Origin of the sequence: Nocardia sp. NPDC047648 (genome assembly GCF_040642815.1) — a bacterium.
Lineage (GTDB): Bacteria > Actinomycetota > Actinomycetes > Mycobacteriales > Mycobacteriaceae > Nocardia > Nocardia gamkensis.
Genome location: NZ_JBEYSX010000009.1, coordinates 1 through 16,792 on the forward strand (window position 1 = coordinate 1; position 16,792 = coordinate 16,792).

Below are 16,792 nucleotides of genomic sequence, written 5' to 3' on the forward strand. Positions count from 1 at the left end.
CATCCGACAACACAATCTCGACAGCAGAAGGCCCACGATGCGACACGGAAACAGACTACGTACTTACTGGCCTAATTTCAGGCGCGACACACTAGAGATCGCGCTGAGCGCGGGAACAGATCCGGCGTCAATCTCTCTCAGCGGCTCGGTCAAGGGATCCGCATTGCTACAGCGTGCGGTGCGCTCCGGTGTCAAGATCACCGCGGATAGCGCCGCCGAACTCCGTGACATCGCCACGATCGCCGAAGAGCTGGGCCGCGTTACGGACGTCCGCCTCCGTGTACGGCCACGACTCACGACGGCGCTCAGCTCCGATATCTCCCATTTTCCGATCACCGCAACGCTGGACGTGTACAAACCCGGAATTCCCTGGGAAGACACCGTTTCAGCAGGTAGCTTCGCGATAGAACACCCCCATCTGCGTCTTACCGGTATGGCCGCTCACATCGGACGGCAGAGCGCAGAGTTGTCGGTTTGGAGCGACTACGCTGCGCAGTTCGCGGAAATGGTGGTCGCATTGCGGGATGCTTGGGACGGATGGCTTCCGGAGTCGCTCGACATCGGCGGCGGTCTGCCGATCAGTCCGGATCCGTTCGGCCAGATGATGACAAGCTCGGCCGACGACCCGCTGCCGGATCGTCCGCCGGTCGAGGACTATGCCCAAGTCATCTGCGGTTCATTGCGGAGGGTGCTATCCGCACGGGGTATCGAAACCGAGCCGATCAAGCTCGAGGTGGAGCCCGGCCGAAGTCTTTACGCAGACTGTGGCGCACACATCACCCGTGTGCTCAACATCAAACGTCGCACCGAAACACCGGACCGAACCTGGGTGGAGGTGGACACCAGTGTCTTCTTCCTTCCCGACACGGAGCTGGAGAACAATCGCTGGCCGATACATGTGGCCGACTCCGAGTCCGGCGAAAAGGAAGTGGTGGATGTCGTAGGTCGATCCTGCACCGGCGACCTGCTTGCCTTCCAGGCCACATTGCCCGTCGTGAAACCTGGCGAACTGATCGTCTTCGGCCTTACCGGCGCCTATCAGGACGCCGGCGCTTCGAACTTCAACGCGTTACCGCGGCCGGCCACCGTTCTCGTGAACGGATCCGAAGCAGAAGTGATTAAGCGTGCTGAGACCCTAGATGACTTGCTCGGACGCGATCGCCTTCCCGAGCGCTTCAAGCCGACAGTCGAAAACGGAGTGAACCAATGATCAAGCCGCTGGGAATGGACCACGCATCAGTGACCGTCGAGGACATCGACCGCTCCCTCAGCTTCTATCGCGACCTCCTTGGAATGAGCGTGCTCGGCCGCGGCGAGCTGGATGGAGACACCTCCACCACAGATGGGATCCGGATCGCATGGGCGGATCTGGATCCGGGTGACGGCGGTGTTCTCGAGGTCGTTCAGTACCTGATGCCGTTGGGGAAACCTCTGCAACAGTCGGTATGCGATCCGGGGAGCGGACACATAGCGGTCCGGGTAACCGATGCATATGCTGCGCACGACGAACTCGTGCACGCGGGTGTTCGTGTACTGACCTCGCCGAGCACGCTCGCTGACCCGGATCGCTGGGCGGGCGTTACCTTCTTCTACGCGCTCGATCCGGATGGCCAAACCGTGGAGATCATCCAGCGTCCGCAGCGGGCCGGCTGATCACACGGTGGGGCCCGGCTGCGCCGGTTCAGAGAAGGGAACCGCCTGTGCATGAACAGCATACGCAGGGCGAGAACGATGGCCGCCTGTCCTTGACCCCACGTCGCGGCACCGCCATCTTCGGCCTCTTGGTGATCGGAGACTTATCCGCGAATCTGGCACCACTCATGATCCTGGCCATGGACACCGATCTCGGTTTGCGAGAAAGCTCGGCGGGGACCGTGTTGGCTGGTCATCTCGTAGCGAATGCGGTGGCCTGTCTAATCGCAGCCCGCTGGGCCGCGCAGGGGGGCCGACGGCGTCTCGCGCTTGCCGGACTCGTCACCATGGCGGTGGGATGCGCTCTTGCCGCGGCAATACCATCGCGCGCGGTCGCGGCTGTGGGGATCGTCGTGAGCGGGTTCGGCGGCGGAGGCGTAGCCGCAGCCGGTGGAGCAGCGCTGGCGGCGCTGCGAGGCTCCAACCGCGCTGTGGCGCTGAGCGGATTGATCAACCGCATTCTCGCGGCCGCCGTGCTGGCGTTGGTCCCAGCACTTGGAATCCGAATGTCAACGACGTTCGGGGTCGTCGCTGCGCTGGCTCTCCTGGGAACATGTGTCACGTCCTGGCTACCCACCCCGACGGCACAGTCACGTGCAGTGGATCTCCGCAAAGCGTCCGCGGAGCCCACTGGTCGGATCGTTGTCGCAGGCAGGGTGCTGCTGGCCTGTTTCGCGGTGTGGGCTGTCGGTGAGGATTCCCTGTGGGCGGTGACCGGGACCATGGGCGCGGCCAATGCCGCCCTGACGCAGCATCAAATCGGGCTAGCGTTGAGTGCATCCACTGCCGGTGGCATCCTGGCTGCACTTGTACTCGCCGTCGTAGGCTCTCGGTTCGGCCGCACGGTGCCGGTGGTTGCTGGGCTTCTGGCGGGTGGTGCATTGAAACTGACGGCGTGCATCGTCACCGAACCCAGCGCCTACCTTGCCGTAATCATTGCATGGAACACGATCTACGCTGCAGTATTCATGTACGTCATCGCAATTGCCGCGGCCCTGGACCCTTCCGGACGGTGGTCGGCCTCCGCTATCGGCGCGTACATCCTGGGCTCCTCTGTCGCTCCGCTATTCGGCACCGTTGTGTCGGAATCTCTTGGGTATCGAGCTTTCGGCTACTGCTTGGCGGTGATAAGTCTTACAGTTACCATCCCTCTCGCAGCGATAGCGCGTTCATCTGACCGCATCGAAAATAGTTGTCTCGCAACGGCCCCCGCGCGGGCGGACAAAGTCTTATTCCAATAGTGGTCAGCCGATTCGCCTCTGGGTGTCGACGCATTCGACACCGATGCCCATGAATCGAAGGCTGATCATCGATGTAAGCACGGCGACAATGTGGAACCGTAGGCATCAGACGAGCCGACGGTCTGCCGGGTTCTGCTTGTCTACATCGATGGAGTTGCCGCACCACGCGACTCCCTAGATGCGGTAGCGCGGATGGGTGCCGGCACAGATTTGATGCGGATGCTGCAGACGCTGGCGACCGCCGTGCGGCTGGCCGCCGCCGCGAAGATGTTCCTCGATCCGGTTCGTGGCGCGGAAACCTTCGCGCCTCCAATGCGTCCGTGGTGGACAGGCTGGTGGCTGACTTCGGCCCGCAGGGCAACAGTCACGTTGTTGGCCGGTCGCCGAGCCGGGCCGGTGTCTCACCCCGACCAGGAGGCCAAGCCGAGCATGCCGACGTCGACCCGACCACGGTCGCGCGCTCGGTTGTCGTATCGGAGGGCGGCCGGGTTGTTGGAGATACGCACCAAGCAGATGACGCGGGGGGTCGTTCACGCTGCACCGTTGCGCACTCCCGGCCGACGACCGCGGCGGAGAAGCGCGCGTCCGCGCCGATGCTGATGGCGCTGTTCGGGCACACGTCGGTGCGGTCGTTGGGCAAATATCCGCAGGCGCTGGCGCGCTGGGAGGACGAGACCAGCACCGCCGCAGCAACCGCTGGCCAACGTCGTAGGCCGCCTCGTTTGCCAGGGACAGACCGCCGACCGATTCCGGAAGGCGAGGACGTAGGTTATCGCGGTTTGGTGTCTTTGTGGCGCGCTGGGCTGCGGCGAGGTTTGGGAAGTTCGGCGGTGAGGCGGCCGGCGGCCTTGACTGTGGCCAGCACAGGCGTGACCTCCAATGCCCGAATGGCATCGACGTCGCCGAGGCGGCGAGTCAGATACCGGTGCAAGTCGCCCGGGTCCGAGCACATCGCCTGCGCCACAAGATTTGTCGGGCCGGTGGTGGCCAGCACGAAGGCCAATTCGCGGTGTCGCGCCAATTCGGAGCCGACCTGGTCGAGCCGAGCCGGTGGGACCGACATCCACAGCAGCGCCTGCGTGGTGATGCCGAAGAGCGCGTCGTCGACCTGGACGTCGAAGAATATCTCCTCGCGTGCCCGCAGTTCGGTCAGTCGGCGTGAGACCGTGGCTTGCGACCAACCGGCCGCCGCGGCAAGGTCGGACAGCCCCGCTCGTCCATCAGCCTGCAGTGCCGCCAGCAGGCCCTCGTCAGCGCCCGATATTGCGCGGACGGGCACGGGTCCTCCGCGGCGAGGCGCGAGCTGTCGTTGCTGATGCTCGGTCAGCGCCGCGACCTGGCCATGCCACGGAGTCGGACCACCCAGGTAGGTGTGCAACACGTAGTGGGCCGACACGTTCGTGACCCCCGCAGTGCGTGGGATCTCCTGCAGCAGTAGTGAGTGCGCTGCGTCCACCTGGCGTGGGAGGCGCACGATGAGCAAGATCTCCGTGCCGCCGGACAGCAATTTGATCCACGAGGTGTCCGACCGGCGTGCCAGCGACTGCGCCAGCGTGCGGGCCGCCGCCGGGGTGGCGCCCAGGCGCACCAGCCAGCGCGTGTGGTCGTCGCGATCGAAGTGGCTCGACCCCACCACCCGCAGACCGGCCTGCATGCGCAACCGCCGGTAGCGACGGGCAACCGTCTGCGTGGACACGCCGAGCACCTCGCCGATCCGACTGAACGGAGCCCGGCCGTCGACGTGCAGGGCATGCACGATCGCCTGGTCCAGGTCGTCGATGACGGTCATTCCTCTCAGTATTACGGGTCCAATGGAAAATATCGATCAATCATGCCCGGCATTGTGGAGCTTGCGACGAGCGGACCCGAAGCTGTACAAGCCCTAACGCCACAATCTTCCCCAAGAAGGAACCGTCATGATTCTCGTTACCGGCGCCACTGGCACCGTCGGCCGCGCCCTCGTCGATCGGCTCGTTGCCGCGAAAACCCCCGTGCGCGCGTTGACGCGGCGGCCTGCGGCCGCCAAACTCCCGGAGGCAGTCGATGTGGTCGCCGGCGACCTGGGCGATCCCACAAGCATCGCGGCGGCCCTACGTGGCGTGGACCGTGTCTTCCTGCTGACCACCGGTCCCGAGATCCCCGTGCACGACGCCAACCTGCTGCACGAGGCCGCGCGCGCCGGAGTCACGCACGTGGTCAAACTGTCCTCCGGACGAACCGGCGACGACACCGCCACCGACCCGATCCCCAGCTGGCACCGCCTCGGCGAACAGGCGCTGCGCGACAGCGGGCTTGCGTGGACCATTCTCGGCCCGCTCGGGTTCATGGCCAACGCCCTGCACTGGGCCGACTCGATTCGTCACCAGGACAGCGTGTTCGCCGCCTACGGCCACGGCCGCATCGCGGTGACCGACGAACACGACATCGCGGCGGTCGCGGCCACCGTACTCACCAGCGACGGCCACGACGGACGGACCTACCGGCTGAGCGGACCGGAAGCATTGTCCCCCGGCGAGATGACCGCCGTCCTCGCCGACGTGCTGGGCAGGCCGCTTCGATTCATCGAAGTCGAACCGGCGCGCGCCCGTCAGGCGATCGTCGACCACGGAGTATCCGAACTCATGGCCGACGCCATCATGGCGCTGCGCGCCACCGCACTCGAGTCGTTCACCTCCACGGTGCATCCGACAGTCGCGGAGATCACCGGTATCCGCCCGAACTCGTTCAAAGAGTGGGCCGCTCGACACATCGCCGATTTCGCCTGAAACGGGCCCCGACCACCAGCGGTCCAGCGACGCGCCATGCCGTACAGCGCTTCGTTGTCCTGGGCGTCCGACCAGGCACCCACTCCGGCAGGAAGACGACCTCGCCGGACCGGCCGCGTCGAATGCAGCCGCTCTGAACGCTATTCGTCGTCCGCGCCCGAGCCGCGCAGCGGCCGGGCGCGCGTCGGCGAGGTCGGGCAGGTGGAGCTGTAGCGCCTGTCGCCGCCGATGTGGGCACGGATGAACACCGACAACGTGACCACGTCGGCGTCCAAGACCTGTAAGCCGTCTTCGCGCAGCGCGTGTAGACAAGGCCTCGCCACGAGCCGGTGATCAGTGCATGGTCGGTCTGGACGGGATCGAGCCACTTCGCCGACGACTGTCCCGCTTCGCGGCCAGAAGCTCGCCGAGCTTGCGGATCGCAGCGAAGCACCGGCGCGCCGGTGCCCGCCCAGGTGTCAGCTCCGCCACCTAGTTCTACGGCCGCTGTTAGGCGGCCTCACACCCAGCGGCGACCAGCTTCTCCAACGGCGTGATTCCCACCAGTGGCGCCTAGACGCGAATTGCCAGCTAGACGCGGCGATCGATCCGTCCCCTCATCGTCGGATTTCTCCGAGGGTGTTCGTCAACCCCGACCGTATCAGGAGCTGGAACCCGATCTCTTGACTGGCGTTCGAGAGGTGCTAGGGTCTCTTTATTGACATTCAACAGAGTTGTTGGTTCTCGGGAGGCTCGGCATGGCATCACCTGCCAAACTCGCTCACATCGTGCTGCGTACCGGTCGGCTGTTGGAAATGCTCGACTGGTACGTCGAGGTCCTCGACGGACGGGTGGCTTTCGTAAACAACCAGCTGGCCTTTATGACCTATGACGAGGAGCATCATCGGGTCGCGTTCGTGGGCACCGGCGCTTCGGAACGGCCGGAGGACAAGCACACCGGGATGCACCACGCGGCGTTCACCTACGCTGACCTGGGCGATCTACTCGATACGTATCAGCGGCTGAAAGCGGAGGGAATCCGACCGTTCTGGACGATCAACCATGGCCCGACGACGTCTCTGTACTACGCCGATCCTGACGGCAACAACATAGAATTGCAGATCGACAACTTCGACACCGCCGAAGAGCTGCAGACCTTCTTCGAGTCCGGCGCCTTCGACGCGAATCCAATCGGTGTCGAGTTCGATCCCGATGAGCTGACGGCGCGTTTCCAGGCGGGCGAACCGGTGTCGAAGTTGGTGAAGCGCGCGTGAATAGTTCTGCCGAAGTACCGGTTGTCGTTGTGGGGGCTGGTCCGGTCGGGTTGGCGACGGCTCTCGTGCTGGCGCAGCATGGTGTCGAGAGCGTGGTGTGCGAGCAGCACGGCGGGATCAACCCGCATCCACGGGCGCATGTGGTGAACACACGGTCGATGGAGTTGCTTCGGCGCTGGGGCGTAGCCGACGCGGTCACAGCGGACGCGGTTCATCCGGAGCGGATGCGGAATATTTCCTGGCGTAGCGCAATCGCCGGTGAAGAGTTCGGCCGGATAGATCTGTTCGCGGGCTCTCCGCGACAGCTCCAGTTCCGCATCGATTCGTCTCCGCAGATGATCGTTTCGTGCGCGCAAGACCGTGTGCAGAAGCATCTGCTTGAAGCCGGGCAAGCATTGAGGCTGGCCAGCTTCCGATACGACACTCGCGTCACCGGATTCGCCGACCGCGGTACACACCTTGATGTCGAATTGGCCACCTCCGATGGGCCGGAAACGATCACGACTCGATTCCTGGTCCTCGCCGATGGTGCCTCGGGCCGTCTCAGCAGCGGCCTCGGTATCGGGATGGAAGGCCTCCCGCCGTTTGGGCACCAGGTCAACGTCTACTTCCATGCCGATCTGTCGCCGTGGATGGATAGTGCCCCAGCGCTGCTGGTGTGGGTTCTGAACAGCCAGGCACCCGGGGTGTTCATCGGTATGGATGAAGCCCGGAGATGGACGTTCAACTGCGCTTTCGACCCTGCGGTGGAGTCCGTTGGTGATTACACCGTCGACCGCTGTGTCGGGCTGATCCGCAAAGCGGCCGGTATCCCCGACCTGGACGTGGATGTGCAATCGGTGGGCACATGGATGTTCGCCGCCCGCACTGCCGAACGCTATCGCAGCGGCCGTGTTTTCCTGGCCGGTGACGCAGCCCACCAATTCCCACCTACCGGTGGCCTGGGTATGAATACCGGGCTCGCCGATGCGGACAATTTGGGATGGAAGCTGGCCGCCGTGGTGAACGGATGGGCAGACGACGAACTTCTCGACACCTATGAGTGGGAGCGGCGCGGTGTCGCTGTCGCCAACGCCGAGCACAGTGTCGCGAACGCGCTGAAGATGGCGGAGGCGGGAATCGGGCCCACCACCATCGAGGTGGCTGCGCGGCTGGAAAGTTCCGAGCCCTCCGTACGGGTCGCTGAACGCGCCCGCTTGGCCGCGGCGATACCGCTGCAGCGACCTCACTTCGACTCCCTCGCCCACGAGATCGGATTCAGCTATGGGCTCACAGATTCCACGTGCGGGCCGAAAGTCGTCACCACGGCTACTGTCGGTGCGCGCCTACCCCATGCGTGGCTGTATCGGCGCGGAGTTCGCGTATCCTCTCTCGATCTCGTCGGCCCGGACTTCACACTTTTCACCGGTCCGGCTGGCGCGCAATGGCTGGCGGTGTTCGCCAGTTCCTCCGTCGGTGCTCGAGTGCCCTGGCAGGGGCTGGTGATCGGTCGTGACATCCGGCTGAACGAGAACGATCCGTTCGGTATCTCTGCAACCGGGGCGGTGCTGGTGCGCCCCGACGGACACGTTGCCTGGCGATCGGATTCGGCACCCGAGTCCGCTGAGCCGGACTTGGTCTTTTGTGATGTGATCGCTCACGGTAACCCGTGTACATCCGGGCCGGTGGAAGGATCAACCCGGTGACAGCCGTACGTGTCCACAGGAGCCTCGACGACCGATACAGCGCTCAGCACGGCGCCGTTTATCTGACCGGAATCCAAGCGCTCGCACGACTACCGCTGGAGATTCGGCGTGCGGATCAGCGAGCGGGGAAAGCGACCGCGGCGTTCATTTCCGGGTACGAAGGCTCTCCGTTGGCCGGATACGATACCGAACTCGCCCGCCACCCTGAGTTGCTGACCGAGCACGACATCGTTTTCCAGCCTGCCGTCAACGAAGAACTCGCCGCAACCTCTGTCGCGGGCACCCAGCTCGCGTCTTCACAGCCCGACAAGCGGGTCGACGGTGTCATCGGGCTCTGGTACGGCAAGTCGCCTGGCCTGGACCGCGCATCTGACGCGATCCGTCATGCCAACCTGATGGGCACACACCCCGACGGCGGCGTGGTAGCTCTGGTGGGTGACGATCCCGCCGCCAAATCCTCGACAGTTCCGGGCGCCTCGGAACTGTTGCTGGCGGACCTCGGGTTGCCGACGCTCTACCCAGCCGATCCGCAGGAAGTGATCGACTTCGGATTGCACGCGGCGGCCATATCGCGGGTGAGTGGACTGTGGGTGGCGATGAAGATCGTCACCAATGTCGCCGACGGCTCGGGCACGGTCGACGTCTCCGCTCAGCGATTTTCCCCCGTGCGACCCGATCTAGCGATCAACGGTGTAGCCCACCGCCATGAGGTAAGCGCAAGCATGCTGCAGCCGACGCTCGGAGCCTTGGAACGCAGCCGTGACGGTGCCCGGTTGGAGATCGCTCGGCGGTACGCCGTTGTCAACGGCCTCAATCGAGTCTTGCACCGCCACACAGGTGACCGCCTCGGCTTGGTGGCCGCTGGCAAGAATTTTCTCGACCTACGGCATGCGTTGCAGATGATGGGATTAGACGAGCGTGAATTGGACACGCAAGGAATCCGGCTGCTGCGACTGGGCATGATCCATCCCCTCGACCCAGAAACGATCAATGCATTCGCAGACGGGCTCTCTGAGATCATCGTGGTCGAGGAGAAACGCCCCTTCCTCGAGAGCGCGATCAAAAACGTCCTCTACGGAAGGCCGGGCGCACCCCAGGTTATCGGCAAGCAGCGGCCGGACGGTACACCGCTTTTTCCCTTCGACGGTGAACTCGATCCGGACCTCATCGCAACCACGCTTACTCGACGCATGACCGAGCTTGGTGGATTCCCGGCCGTCGAGGAATGCCAGTCGACGACACGGTCTCCGCAGAAACCGGTGATGCTGCCGCTGACGACTCGCACGCCATACTTCTGCTCGGGCTGCCCGCACAATGTGTCGACCCAGGTCCCGGAAGGTTCTCTTGTCGGTGCGGGTATCGGATGCCACGGCATGGTCACTGTGATGGACGAAAGGCAGGTCGGGCAGGTCACAGGGCTAACACAGATGGGGGGCGAAGGCGCACAATGGATCGGGATGGCGCCGTTTCTGCGACGCACCCACCTGTTCCAAAATCTCGGTGACGGCACGTTCCACCATTCCGGCAGCCTCGCTATCCGGGCCGCCATAGCGGCCGGAGTCGATGTCACCTACAAGCTGCTGTATAACTCAGCCGTCGCAATGACCGGAGGCCAGCAGGCGGTCGGCGTCATGTCGGTCGAGCAGATTTGCCGGGCGATGGCTGCCGAGGGGGTCGCCCGCATCATCGTCACTACCGAAGACACTTCCCCGTTGCACCGCACCAAATTGCCGGCGATTGCCACCGTTTGGCCCCGCGACCGACTGATCGAGGCCCAGCAGACACTTGCCACGACGCGAGGTGTAACGCTACTGATCCATGATCAGGAATGCGCTACCGAGCTGCGCCGCAAACGCAAACGTGGCATTGTGGCCGACCCGGTCGAGCGGGCTTTCATCAACGAACGGGTCTGCGAGGGTTGCGGTGACTGCGGGCGCAAATCGAACTGCCTGTCGGTGCAGCCGATCAGTACGGAGTTCGGTCGCAAGACACGCATCGACCAATCCTCCTGCAACAGGGATCTGTCCTGCTTGGCAGGGGATTGCCCCTCCTTTCTGACCGTCACACCGGCTCGCCGCAAACAGAGCCCGCATCCGTCGGCAGTGGACGTATCAATGCTTCCGGACCCACCGGCGACCGACCTTCACAGCCACACCACGCGAATCACGGGCATTGGCGGCTCTGGCGTTGTGACCCTGGCCCAGGTGCTCGCGACGGCCGCTTCATTGTCAGGCTTGCATGTGCGCGCGCTGGATCAGACCGGCCTGGCGCAGAAGGGTGGCGCAGTCGTCTCCGACATCAAGATCACCAAGGCGGCCACTGAGCGTGCGCACAAGGCCGCCGCCGGGGAATGCGACCTATACCTGGGCTGCGATCTACTCGTGGCCGCCGACGCACGCTACCTTGTGGCGTGCGATCCTCAACGGACCGTCGCGGTGGTATCGACCAGTAAAGTGCCCACTGGCCGGATGGTCGTCGATCCCACGATCACCTACCCGGCTGTCGAGCCCATCGAACGGGCTCTGCGTTCCGACACAAAGAAGGCCGTGTTCCTCGATGCCCGTCGCGCCGCCATTGCGCTGCTGGGAGAAGATCAGTTCGCGAACCTGATTCTCGCGGGCGCGGCGTTGCAGTCGGGGGCATTACCGATTCCGGCGGCTGCGATCGAGCAGGCCATCGAACTCAACGCTGTCAAAGTGGATGCCAATATCGCCGCCTTTCGCTACGGCCGTCTGGCCGTTGCGGACCCGCGTGCCTTCGCTGCTGCGGCATATCGTCAGCAGCCCGGTGGTGCACCGAATCAACTGTCGGCCACCGCTGGACGGCTCGTCGGCGCCGTCGGCGCCGAAGCAGGCACCGAACTCCATCGCCTGTTGATGATCCGCGTCCCCGACCTGATCGCCTACCAGAACGCGGCCTACGCCAAGCGATACAGCCGCTACATCGCACAGCTCTATCAGCACGAGTTGCGCTGCGTACCGGGATCCACGGCGGTGACCGAGGCCGTCGCACGCGGCCTCTATAAACTCATGGCCTATAAGGACGAGTACGAGGTCGCGCGCTTGTCGCTCGAACCTGCGTTGCGTGCTGCCGTGCACGCCGAGTTCGGGCCTGGCGCCCGCATCGCCTACCGGCTGCACCCGCCGCTGCTGCGTGCGCTGGGGATGCGTGGAAAAATCGAACTCGGGCCATGGTTCCATCCGGTATTCCGGCTACTGGCGGCGATGCGTCGGGTGCGCGGCACCCGGCTGGATCCATTCGGCTATGCCCGCGTTCGTCGAATGGAGCGGGCTCTCATCGAGGACTACTGCGCGACAATGTCTGCGGTGATGGCGAATCTGCACCCCGATAGCCTGGAGACGGCCGTCGAAATCGCCGAGTTACCGGATCTGATACGCGGGTACGAAATGGTCAAGCTGGCCGCCGTCGACTCCTACCGGGCTCGTCAGAAAGAACTCGTCGGTCGACTGGGCACTGCGGAGACCGACCCTATGAGTGGCAGGGCGTCGACCGGCGATAAAGATGGAGTGAGTTGACGACTGGTGTCACCTACACCCCAGACTTCAGCCGGACTCGAGAGGGTTAGAGGCAACCAGCCGCGTTCCGGGAACCGCCGCTACGAGCGCGCCGATCAGCAGATCGAGCAGTTCGCTGATCGGGCGATCGTGCCGGCGCACGCTGACCAGCAGGCCCTCGAACAGCACATGGGCGATGTCTGCAATCAGCGTGGCATCGGACCCCGCAGGGAGTTCTTGCGAGACAGCCTCCATCAATTGGCTTTCCAGCCACTGGAGCATGTTCGAGTACAGTGTGCGAAGCGCCTCGGATTCCTCCATGCGCTCGTACGCTTCGCGGTGAAGCACCCGGTACTGGTTCGTCCTGGTCAGAAACGATGTCAACGTCTCACGCGGACCGCTGTCGAGGGCCTCGACCTCGGATCGCACGTCGGTGAAGATCTGCTCCAAGACCGCCGCGAACAAGTCGTCCTTGCTCGGAAAGTACCAGTGCACCGCGGCGGCGGCGATACCGGAGGCGCGACCCACTTGAGCGACGCTGGTGCCGCGGTACCCGTTGGCGACGAACAATCCTCGCGCACAGGCGAGCAGTGCTGCTTCGCGGTCCGCCTTCGGCATCTGCTGTCGATTCCTGGCCACTCGGCCAACTCTACGTCCCCCGCACACAGCTGTTGACTGTGGATCAACACATCCTCTTTACTGTTAATAAAGAGATAAGGCTTCTCGATAGGAGCAATCCATTGCGTCTGTACAACACCGATCAGGGGCCCGCTCGTGAAGACCGGCCCGGCGTCCTGACCATCCTCGACTTGCCCGACCTCGGCGATCTGATCCGAACCGGCCGCCTCGATGACATCGATGCCGCACCGGTGCGCGCTCACGTGCCCCTCGAGGCCGCGGTGGTGTGCGCGCCGGTACCTCGTCCGGGCAAAATTCTCATCGTCGGACTGAACTACGCCAGCCACGCCCAAGAGGCGCGGGAGATGCTTGCCGCTCTGGGCAAAGGTTCTATGGAGCTGCCGAGCGAACCGAACTTCCAAGTAATCGCAGCTTCGGCAGTCACCGGCCCCGGTACGTCGATTCAACTCCCGAGAGTGGCTCCGGACCAGGTCGACTACGAAGGCGAAGTTGCGGTCGTCATCGGCCGCACCTGTACTGACCTCGGTGCGGAGAATGCCTGGGCTCATGTAGCGGGCCTGACGATCGCCAACGATGTGTCCGCCCGCGACATCCAGCTACGGGCCATGACGGGCGACCCTGTCGCCTCCATCGGCCTCTCCAAGAGCTTCGATACCTTCAAGCCGCTAGGCCCGTGCCTGGTCACCGCGGATGAGTTCGAGGATCCGTTCGATCTGCGCATTCGCACAATGGTCAACGGGGAGGTCCGCCAGGACGACCGCACCAGCAGCTTCCTGCACTCGATCCCCGAACTGATCTCCCACTTGTCGCGGTACCAGAGTCTGCATGCCGGTGACGTGATCTGTACCGGCACCCCGCGCGGCGCGGGCGTCTTCTCGAATCGTTATCTGCGCGACGGCGATATCGTCGAAATCGAGGTCGAAGGCATCGGTACTCTCATCAATCAAGTGGCGGCGCCGTGAGCGCTTCCGCCATCGATCCGGTGGCGCGATTGGCGCATATCGAATCCCGCCCACTGACCGATTATGCGCTGGCGGTCAGCACCTACGGTCTGCTCGCTGCAGCTGCACACAGTCACGCAGACCGGCCCGCCATTCATCACTTGCCAGGCGGGAACGCCTGGCGCCGGCCGATCACATGGACGTACCGTGCACTGCTCGCGCACATCCACCAGGCCGCGAATCTCTTTGCCGATCTCGGCGTCTCGCCCGGCGAGGTCGTAGCGATCATGCTCCCGAACACGCCCACCGCCTACCAGGCTCTACTGGGAGCGCAGGCCCTCGGCATCGCCAACCCGGTCAATCCGGCCCTGGCATCCGAACACATCGTCGACATTCTGCGCCTAACGGGTGCCCAGCTGCTCCTCGCACCCGCACCGGCCGTCGACTCGGGGCTGTGGGAGAAGGCGCGCGAGATAGCCGAAGGGGTGCCGGGGCTGCGTCTGCTGGCTGTCGGCGGGGAACCCGAGGACATCACGGACACCGTCTTGGGCTCGTTCGACAAGCTCGCCGCGACCCGCCCAAAGAATGCGCTGACGTTCGGCCGCCGCCCCGCCGCCCGAGACATCGCCGCATATTTTCACACCGGCGGAACCACCGGCACCCCGAAGGTCGCCGTGCACACCCACGCCAACGAGGTGTACACCGCCTGGGCGATTGCGCATGCCGTGGCGCTCACCAGCGAAGATGTCGTGATGGCGGGTTTGCCGCTGTTTCACGTCAACGCCTTGCATGTCACGACGCTCGCTCCGATGTCGGTCGGCGGGCTCGTCCTCAGTCTGGGACCGCTTGGCTATCGCGACCGGGAAGCCCTTGCGGACTTCTGGCGCATCATCGCCCACTACCGCGTCACCACATTCTCCGCGGTACCCACCGTCTATTCGGCCCTGCCGACGATCCCTGCCGGCACCGACGTGTCATGCCTGCGCACGGCCATCGTAGGCGCAGCACCGCTGCCGCCGCACATCCGAAACTTGTTCGAAACCACCACAGGCGTGCCGATGCTCGAAGGCTACGGGCTCACCGAAGGCACCTGCGCCAGTGTCGTGGCGCCCAGCTGTGGCAATCGACCGGGGGCGCTGGGGCTGCGCCTGCCGTTTCAGCAGATCAAGACTGTGGCCGTGGACGTCGACGGTACACCGGGCGCCGATCTCGCCCCCGGCGAGACAGGAGTGCTGGCTATAAAGGGCCCCAATGTCTTTCCTGGCTATCTGCGCCAAGGCCCCACCGGGCCCGTGCCCGATCCCACCGGAATCGTGGTCGATGGCTGGCTGATCACCGGCGACATCGGTCGAGTCGACCGGCATGGATTCGTCTCCCTGGTCGGCAGAGCAAAAGACCTCATCATCCGTGGCGGCCACAACATCGACCCCCGCCCCGTCGAAGAATCTTTGCTGGCCCACCCCGACGTCACCGCGGCGGCTGTCATCGGTCGCCCCGATCCCCACTCCGGGGAGGTCCCCGTCGCCTACGTCACCGTGAACTCCGGCGCGCCGGTCACCGAAACGCAACTGCAGCAATGGGCGCAAGACCACGCCCCTGAGCCGGCGGCAGCGCCGAAGCATGTTCACATCATCGACCGCATCCCGACAACTGATGTCGGCAAGGTCCACAAGGCCATCCTGCTACGCGACGCCGTAAGCCGGATCGTGGAACACGAAACCGGGCAAATGAATCTGACCGCCACCGTCACGGTCGACACCGCCAACGGCCAGCCGACCGTGCACATCCAGTGCCACGGCCTGCCGAGCGGCAACAACATCGAGAAGCTCCGGCAGCGACTGTCCCAATACACCTTCTCCACCGCTATCGCCGCCGATTAGACCCCCTCACTGGCGCGGTCGCAACCGCCGAGCTTGAACCGTGGAAGGACACCGATGGAAATTGTCGTCCTGCTGGGCCGCATCCTGTTCTGTGCAATCTTTCTCGCCGCCGGAATCGGCCAACTCGCCGCACCTGAAAACGGCGCACAACAAGCCCGTGCGAGGCGGATTCGCTTCTCGACCCCGGCCATGGTCCGGGTCGCGGGCGCAGTTCAGATACTCGGGGGGACGTCGGTTCTCCTCGGGATCTGGGGAGATATCGGTTCGCTTCTCCTGCTGCTATTTCTGATCCCGGCGACTGTCATTTACCACGCGTTCTGGGACCAGCCCCATCCCATGGACCGGGCCGCCGAGCAGGCCCACTTCATGAAGAACCTCTCGTTGTGTGGTGCGGCGATCGTCATGTTCGGTCTGTTCGCCGGCCTTGGACAAGACCTCGGTATGACCCTCAGTCAACCACTGATTCGGCTATGAATCGCATAACCGACACGTGCTATCCGGCAGGACGCGGACATGATGCGCCTGTACAGGGTCGCGACTTCGGGGTTTTGCTAAACGGATGCGACTGTGTACCGTTCAGTAGGCCTCCCGATGACTGGCGGTCTGCAGTCCTGCGGATGCCAGCAGCACCGCAGCAGCAGCACGTGCGTGACGGGCTACGGTCGGATCTTGACGCACCAATGTCGCGGCGATTGCCCCGTCGAGCAGGATCAGCAGCTGAAACGACAGCGAATCCGCGTCCGCCACACCAGCGGTGTCCAGCAGTCGCCTGAACCAGTCTCGTCGCTGCTCCTTGAAGGCCACCGCCAGTTTCCGCACCTCTTGGTCTGGATCGCCGAGTTCGGTCACCGCATTGACAAACGGGCATCCGCGGTAGCCGGTTTGGGCGAAGACATACTCCATCGCGTCGAACAAGCCCAGGATCTGATCCTCTGGTGGCGTGTCGATGGGCTGGCTCTCTGCTGGAAGGCGCCGCCGGAGATACTCCGTGACCAGTTCCTCTTTCGAGGAAAAGTGGTTGTACAAGGTCCGCTTGCTGATGCCGGCCTCCGCGGCGACGGTATCGACGCCGATCGCGCGAATGCCCTGACTGTAGAACAGCCGGTCAGCCGTCGACAGGATCCGCTCGCGCATCTTGCTCGTATCACGCGTTTTCCTCACAAGTACACCGATCTGTGCAT

Annotated in this window: 14 protein-coding genes; 10 read left to right on the top strand and 4 right to left on the bottom strand. The window is 64.1% G+C overall.

Going from position 1 to position 16,792, the window contains the following annotated elements; all coding sequences use genetic code 11:
• From ABZ803_RS19725 to ABZ803_RS19735, 3 genes are all read left to right on the top strand, one after another.
• The coding region (locus tag ABZ803_RS19725) for a hypothetical protein (protein WP_357039954.1) at positions 1–1,210 on the top strand (1,210 nt) is incomplete at its 5' end.
• Entirely contained in the window at positions 1,207–1,653 is a 447-nt protein-coding gene (locus tag ABZ803_RS19730; RefSeq protein WP_357039957.1) for a VOC family protein, read from the top strand. The genes ABZ803_RS19725 and ABZ803_RS19730, both read left to right, overlap by 4 nt.
• 47 nt (positions 1,654–1,700) lie before the next feature.
• Positions 1,701–2,933 (top strand): MFS transporter, encoded by a 1,233-nt coding sequence (locus tag ABZ803_RS19735; RefSeq protein WP_357039960.1) that lies wholly within the window; start codon positions 1,701–1,703, stop codon positions 2,931–2,933.
• A gap of 769 nt (positions 2,934–3,702) precedes the next feature.
• Here ABZ803_RS19735 and ABZ803_RS19740 read toward each other — a convergent pair.
• Complete coding sequence (locus tag ABZ803_RS19740) at positions 3,703–4,722, bottom strand: Lrp/AsnC family transcriptional regulator (protein ID WP_357039963.1); 1,020 nt, start codon at positions 4,720–4,722, stop codon at positions 3,703–3,705.
• 127 nt (positions 4,723–4,849) lie between these two features.
• Here ABZ803_RS19740 and ABZ803_RS19745 point away from each other — a divergent pair, with 127 nt between their 5' ends.
• Complete coding sequence (locus ABZ803_RS19745) at positions 4,850–5,698, top strand: NAD(P)H-binding protein (protein WP_357039966.1); 849 nt, start codon at positions 4,850–4,852, stop codon at positions 5,696–5,698.
• Between the two features lie 140 nt (positions 5,699–5,838).
• On the opposite strand, the gene ABZ803_RS19750 is transcribed toward ABZ803_RS19745, so the two are convergent.
• On the bottom strand, positions 5,839–6,021 hold the full coding sequence (locus ABZ803_RS19750; protein ID WP_357039969.1) for a hypothetical protein: 183 nt from the start codon (positions 6,019–6,021) through the stop codon (positions 5,839–5,841).
• A gap of 414 nt (positions 6,022–6,435) precedes the next feature.
• On the opposite strand from ABZ803_RS19750, the gene ABZ803_RS19755 reads away from it, so the two are divergent.
• Genes ABZ803_RS19755 through ABZ803_RS19765 form a run of 3 tightly spaced genes read left to right on the top strand, consistent with a single transcriptional unit; the run spans position 6,436 to position 12,172 of the window.
• The gene (locus tag ABZ803_RS19755; protein WP_357039972.1) at positions 6,436–6,951 is read left to right on the top strand and encodes a VOC family protein; all 516 of its coding nucleotides are present in this window, start codon (positions 6,436–6,438) and stop codon (positions 6,949–6,951) included.
• Complete coding sequence (locus tag ABZ803_RS19760; RefSeq protein WP_357039976.1) at positions 6,948–8,636, top strand: FAD-dependent monooxygenase; 1,689 nt, start codon at positions 6,948–6,950, stop codon at positions 8,634–8,636. Before ABZ803_RS19755 ends, ABZ803_RS19760 begins: the two co-directional genes overlap by 4 nt.
• On the top strand, positions 8,633–12,172 hold the full coding sequence (locus ABZ803_RS19765; protein WP_357039979.1) for an indolepyruvate ferredoxin oxidoreductase family protein: 3,540 nt from the start codon (positions 8,633–8,635) through the stop codon (positions 12,170–12,172). Before ABZ803_RS19760 ends, ABZ803_RS19765 begins: the two co-directional genes overlap by 4 nt.
• Positions 12,173–12,199: 27 nt before the next feature.
• On the opposite strand, the gene ABZ803_RS19770 is transcribed toward ABZ803_RS19765, so the two are convergent.
• Entirely contained in the window at positions 12,200–12,769 is a 570-nt protein-coding gene (locus ABZ803_RS19770; protein WP_357039982.1) for a TetR/AcrR family transcriptional regulator, read from the bottom strand.
• 59 nt (positions 12,770–12,828) lie between these two features.
• Between ABZ803_RS19770 and ABZ803_RS19775 the strand changes: the two genes are divergently transcribed.
• From ABZ803_RS19775 to ABZ803_RS19785, 3 genes are read left to right on the top strand one after another with little or no spacing between them, the layout of a single operon-like run.
• A complete protein-coding gene (locus ABZ803_RS19775; protein ID WP_357039985.1) occupies positions 12,829–13,752 on the top strand; it encodes a fumarylacetoacetate hydrolase family protein in 924 nt (307 codons plus the stop codon).
• The gene (locus ABZ803_RS19780) at positions 13,749–15,611 is read left to right on the top strand and encodes an acyl-CoA synthetase (RefSeq protein WP_357039988.1); all 1,863 of its coding nucleotides are present in this window, start codon (positions 13,749–13,751) and stop codon (positions 15,609–15,611) included. The genes ABZ803_RS19775 and ABZ803_RS19780 overlap by 4 nt, the downstream gene beginning before the upstream one ends.
• A 54-nt stretch (positions 15,612–15,665) precedes the next feature.
• Positions 15,666–16,085: a DoxX family protein gene (locus tag ABZ803_RS19785; RefSeq protein ID WP_357039991.1), complete on the top strand. Its 420-nt coding sequence runs from the start codon at positions 15,666–15,668 to the stop codon at positions 16,083–16,085.
• 102 nt (positions 16,086–16,187) lie between these two features.
• On the opposite strand, the gene ABZ803_RS19790 is transcribed toward ABZ803_RS19785, so the two are convergent.
• Entirely contained in the window at positions 16,188–16,745 is a 558-nt protein-coding gene (locus ABZ803_RS19790; protein WP_357039994.1) for a TetR/AcrR family transcriptional regulator, read from the bottom strand.
• Between the last annotated feature and the right edge of the window lie 47 nt (positions 16,746–16,792).

Bases quoted from the DNA above. Each gene is read 5' to 3' on its own strand.
- ABZ803_RS19790 (WP_357039994.1), bottom strand. From the start codon at position 16,745: ATGCGCGAGCGGATCCTGTCGACGGCTGACCGGCTGTTCTACAGTCAG.
- ABZ803_RS19785 (WP_357039991.1), top strand. From the start codon at position 15,666: ATGGAAATTGTCGTCCTGCTGGGCCGCATCCTGTTCTGTGCAATCTTT.
- ABZ803_RS19770 (WP_357039982.1), bottom strand. From the start codon at position 12,769: ATGCCGAAGGCGGACCGCGAAGCAGCACTGCTCGCCTGTGCGCGAGGA.
- ABZ803_RS19745 (WP_357039966.1), top strand. From the start codon at position 4,850: ATGATTCTCGTTACCGGCGCCACTGGCACCGTCGGCCGCGCCCTCGTC.
- ABZ803_RS19755 (WP_357039972.1), top strand. From the start codon at position 6,436: ATGGCATCACCTGCCAAACTCGCTCACATCGTGCTGCGTACCGGTCGG.
- ABZ803_RS19740 (WP_357039963.1), bottom strand. From the start codon at position 4,722: ATGACCGTCATCGACGACCTGGACCAGGCGATCGTGCATGCCCTGCAC.
- ABZ803_RS19730 (WP_357039957.1), top strand. From the start codon at position 1,207: ATGATCAAGCCGCTGGGAATGGACCACGCATCAGTGACCGTCGAGGAC.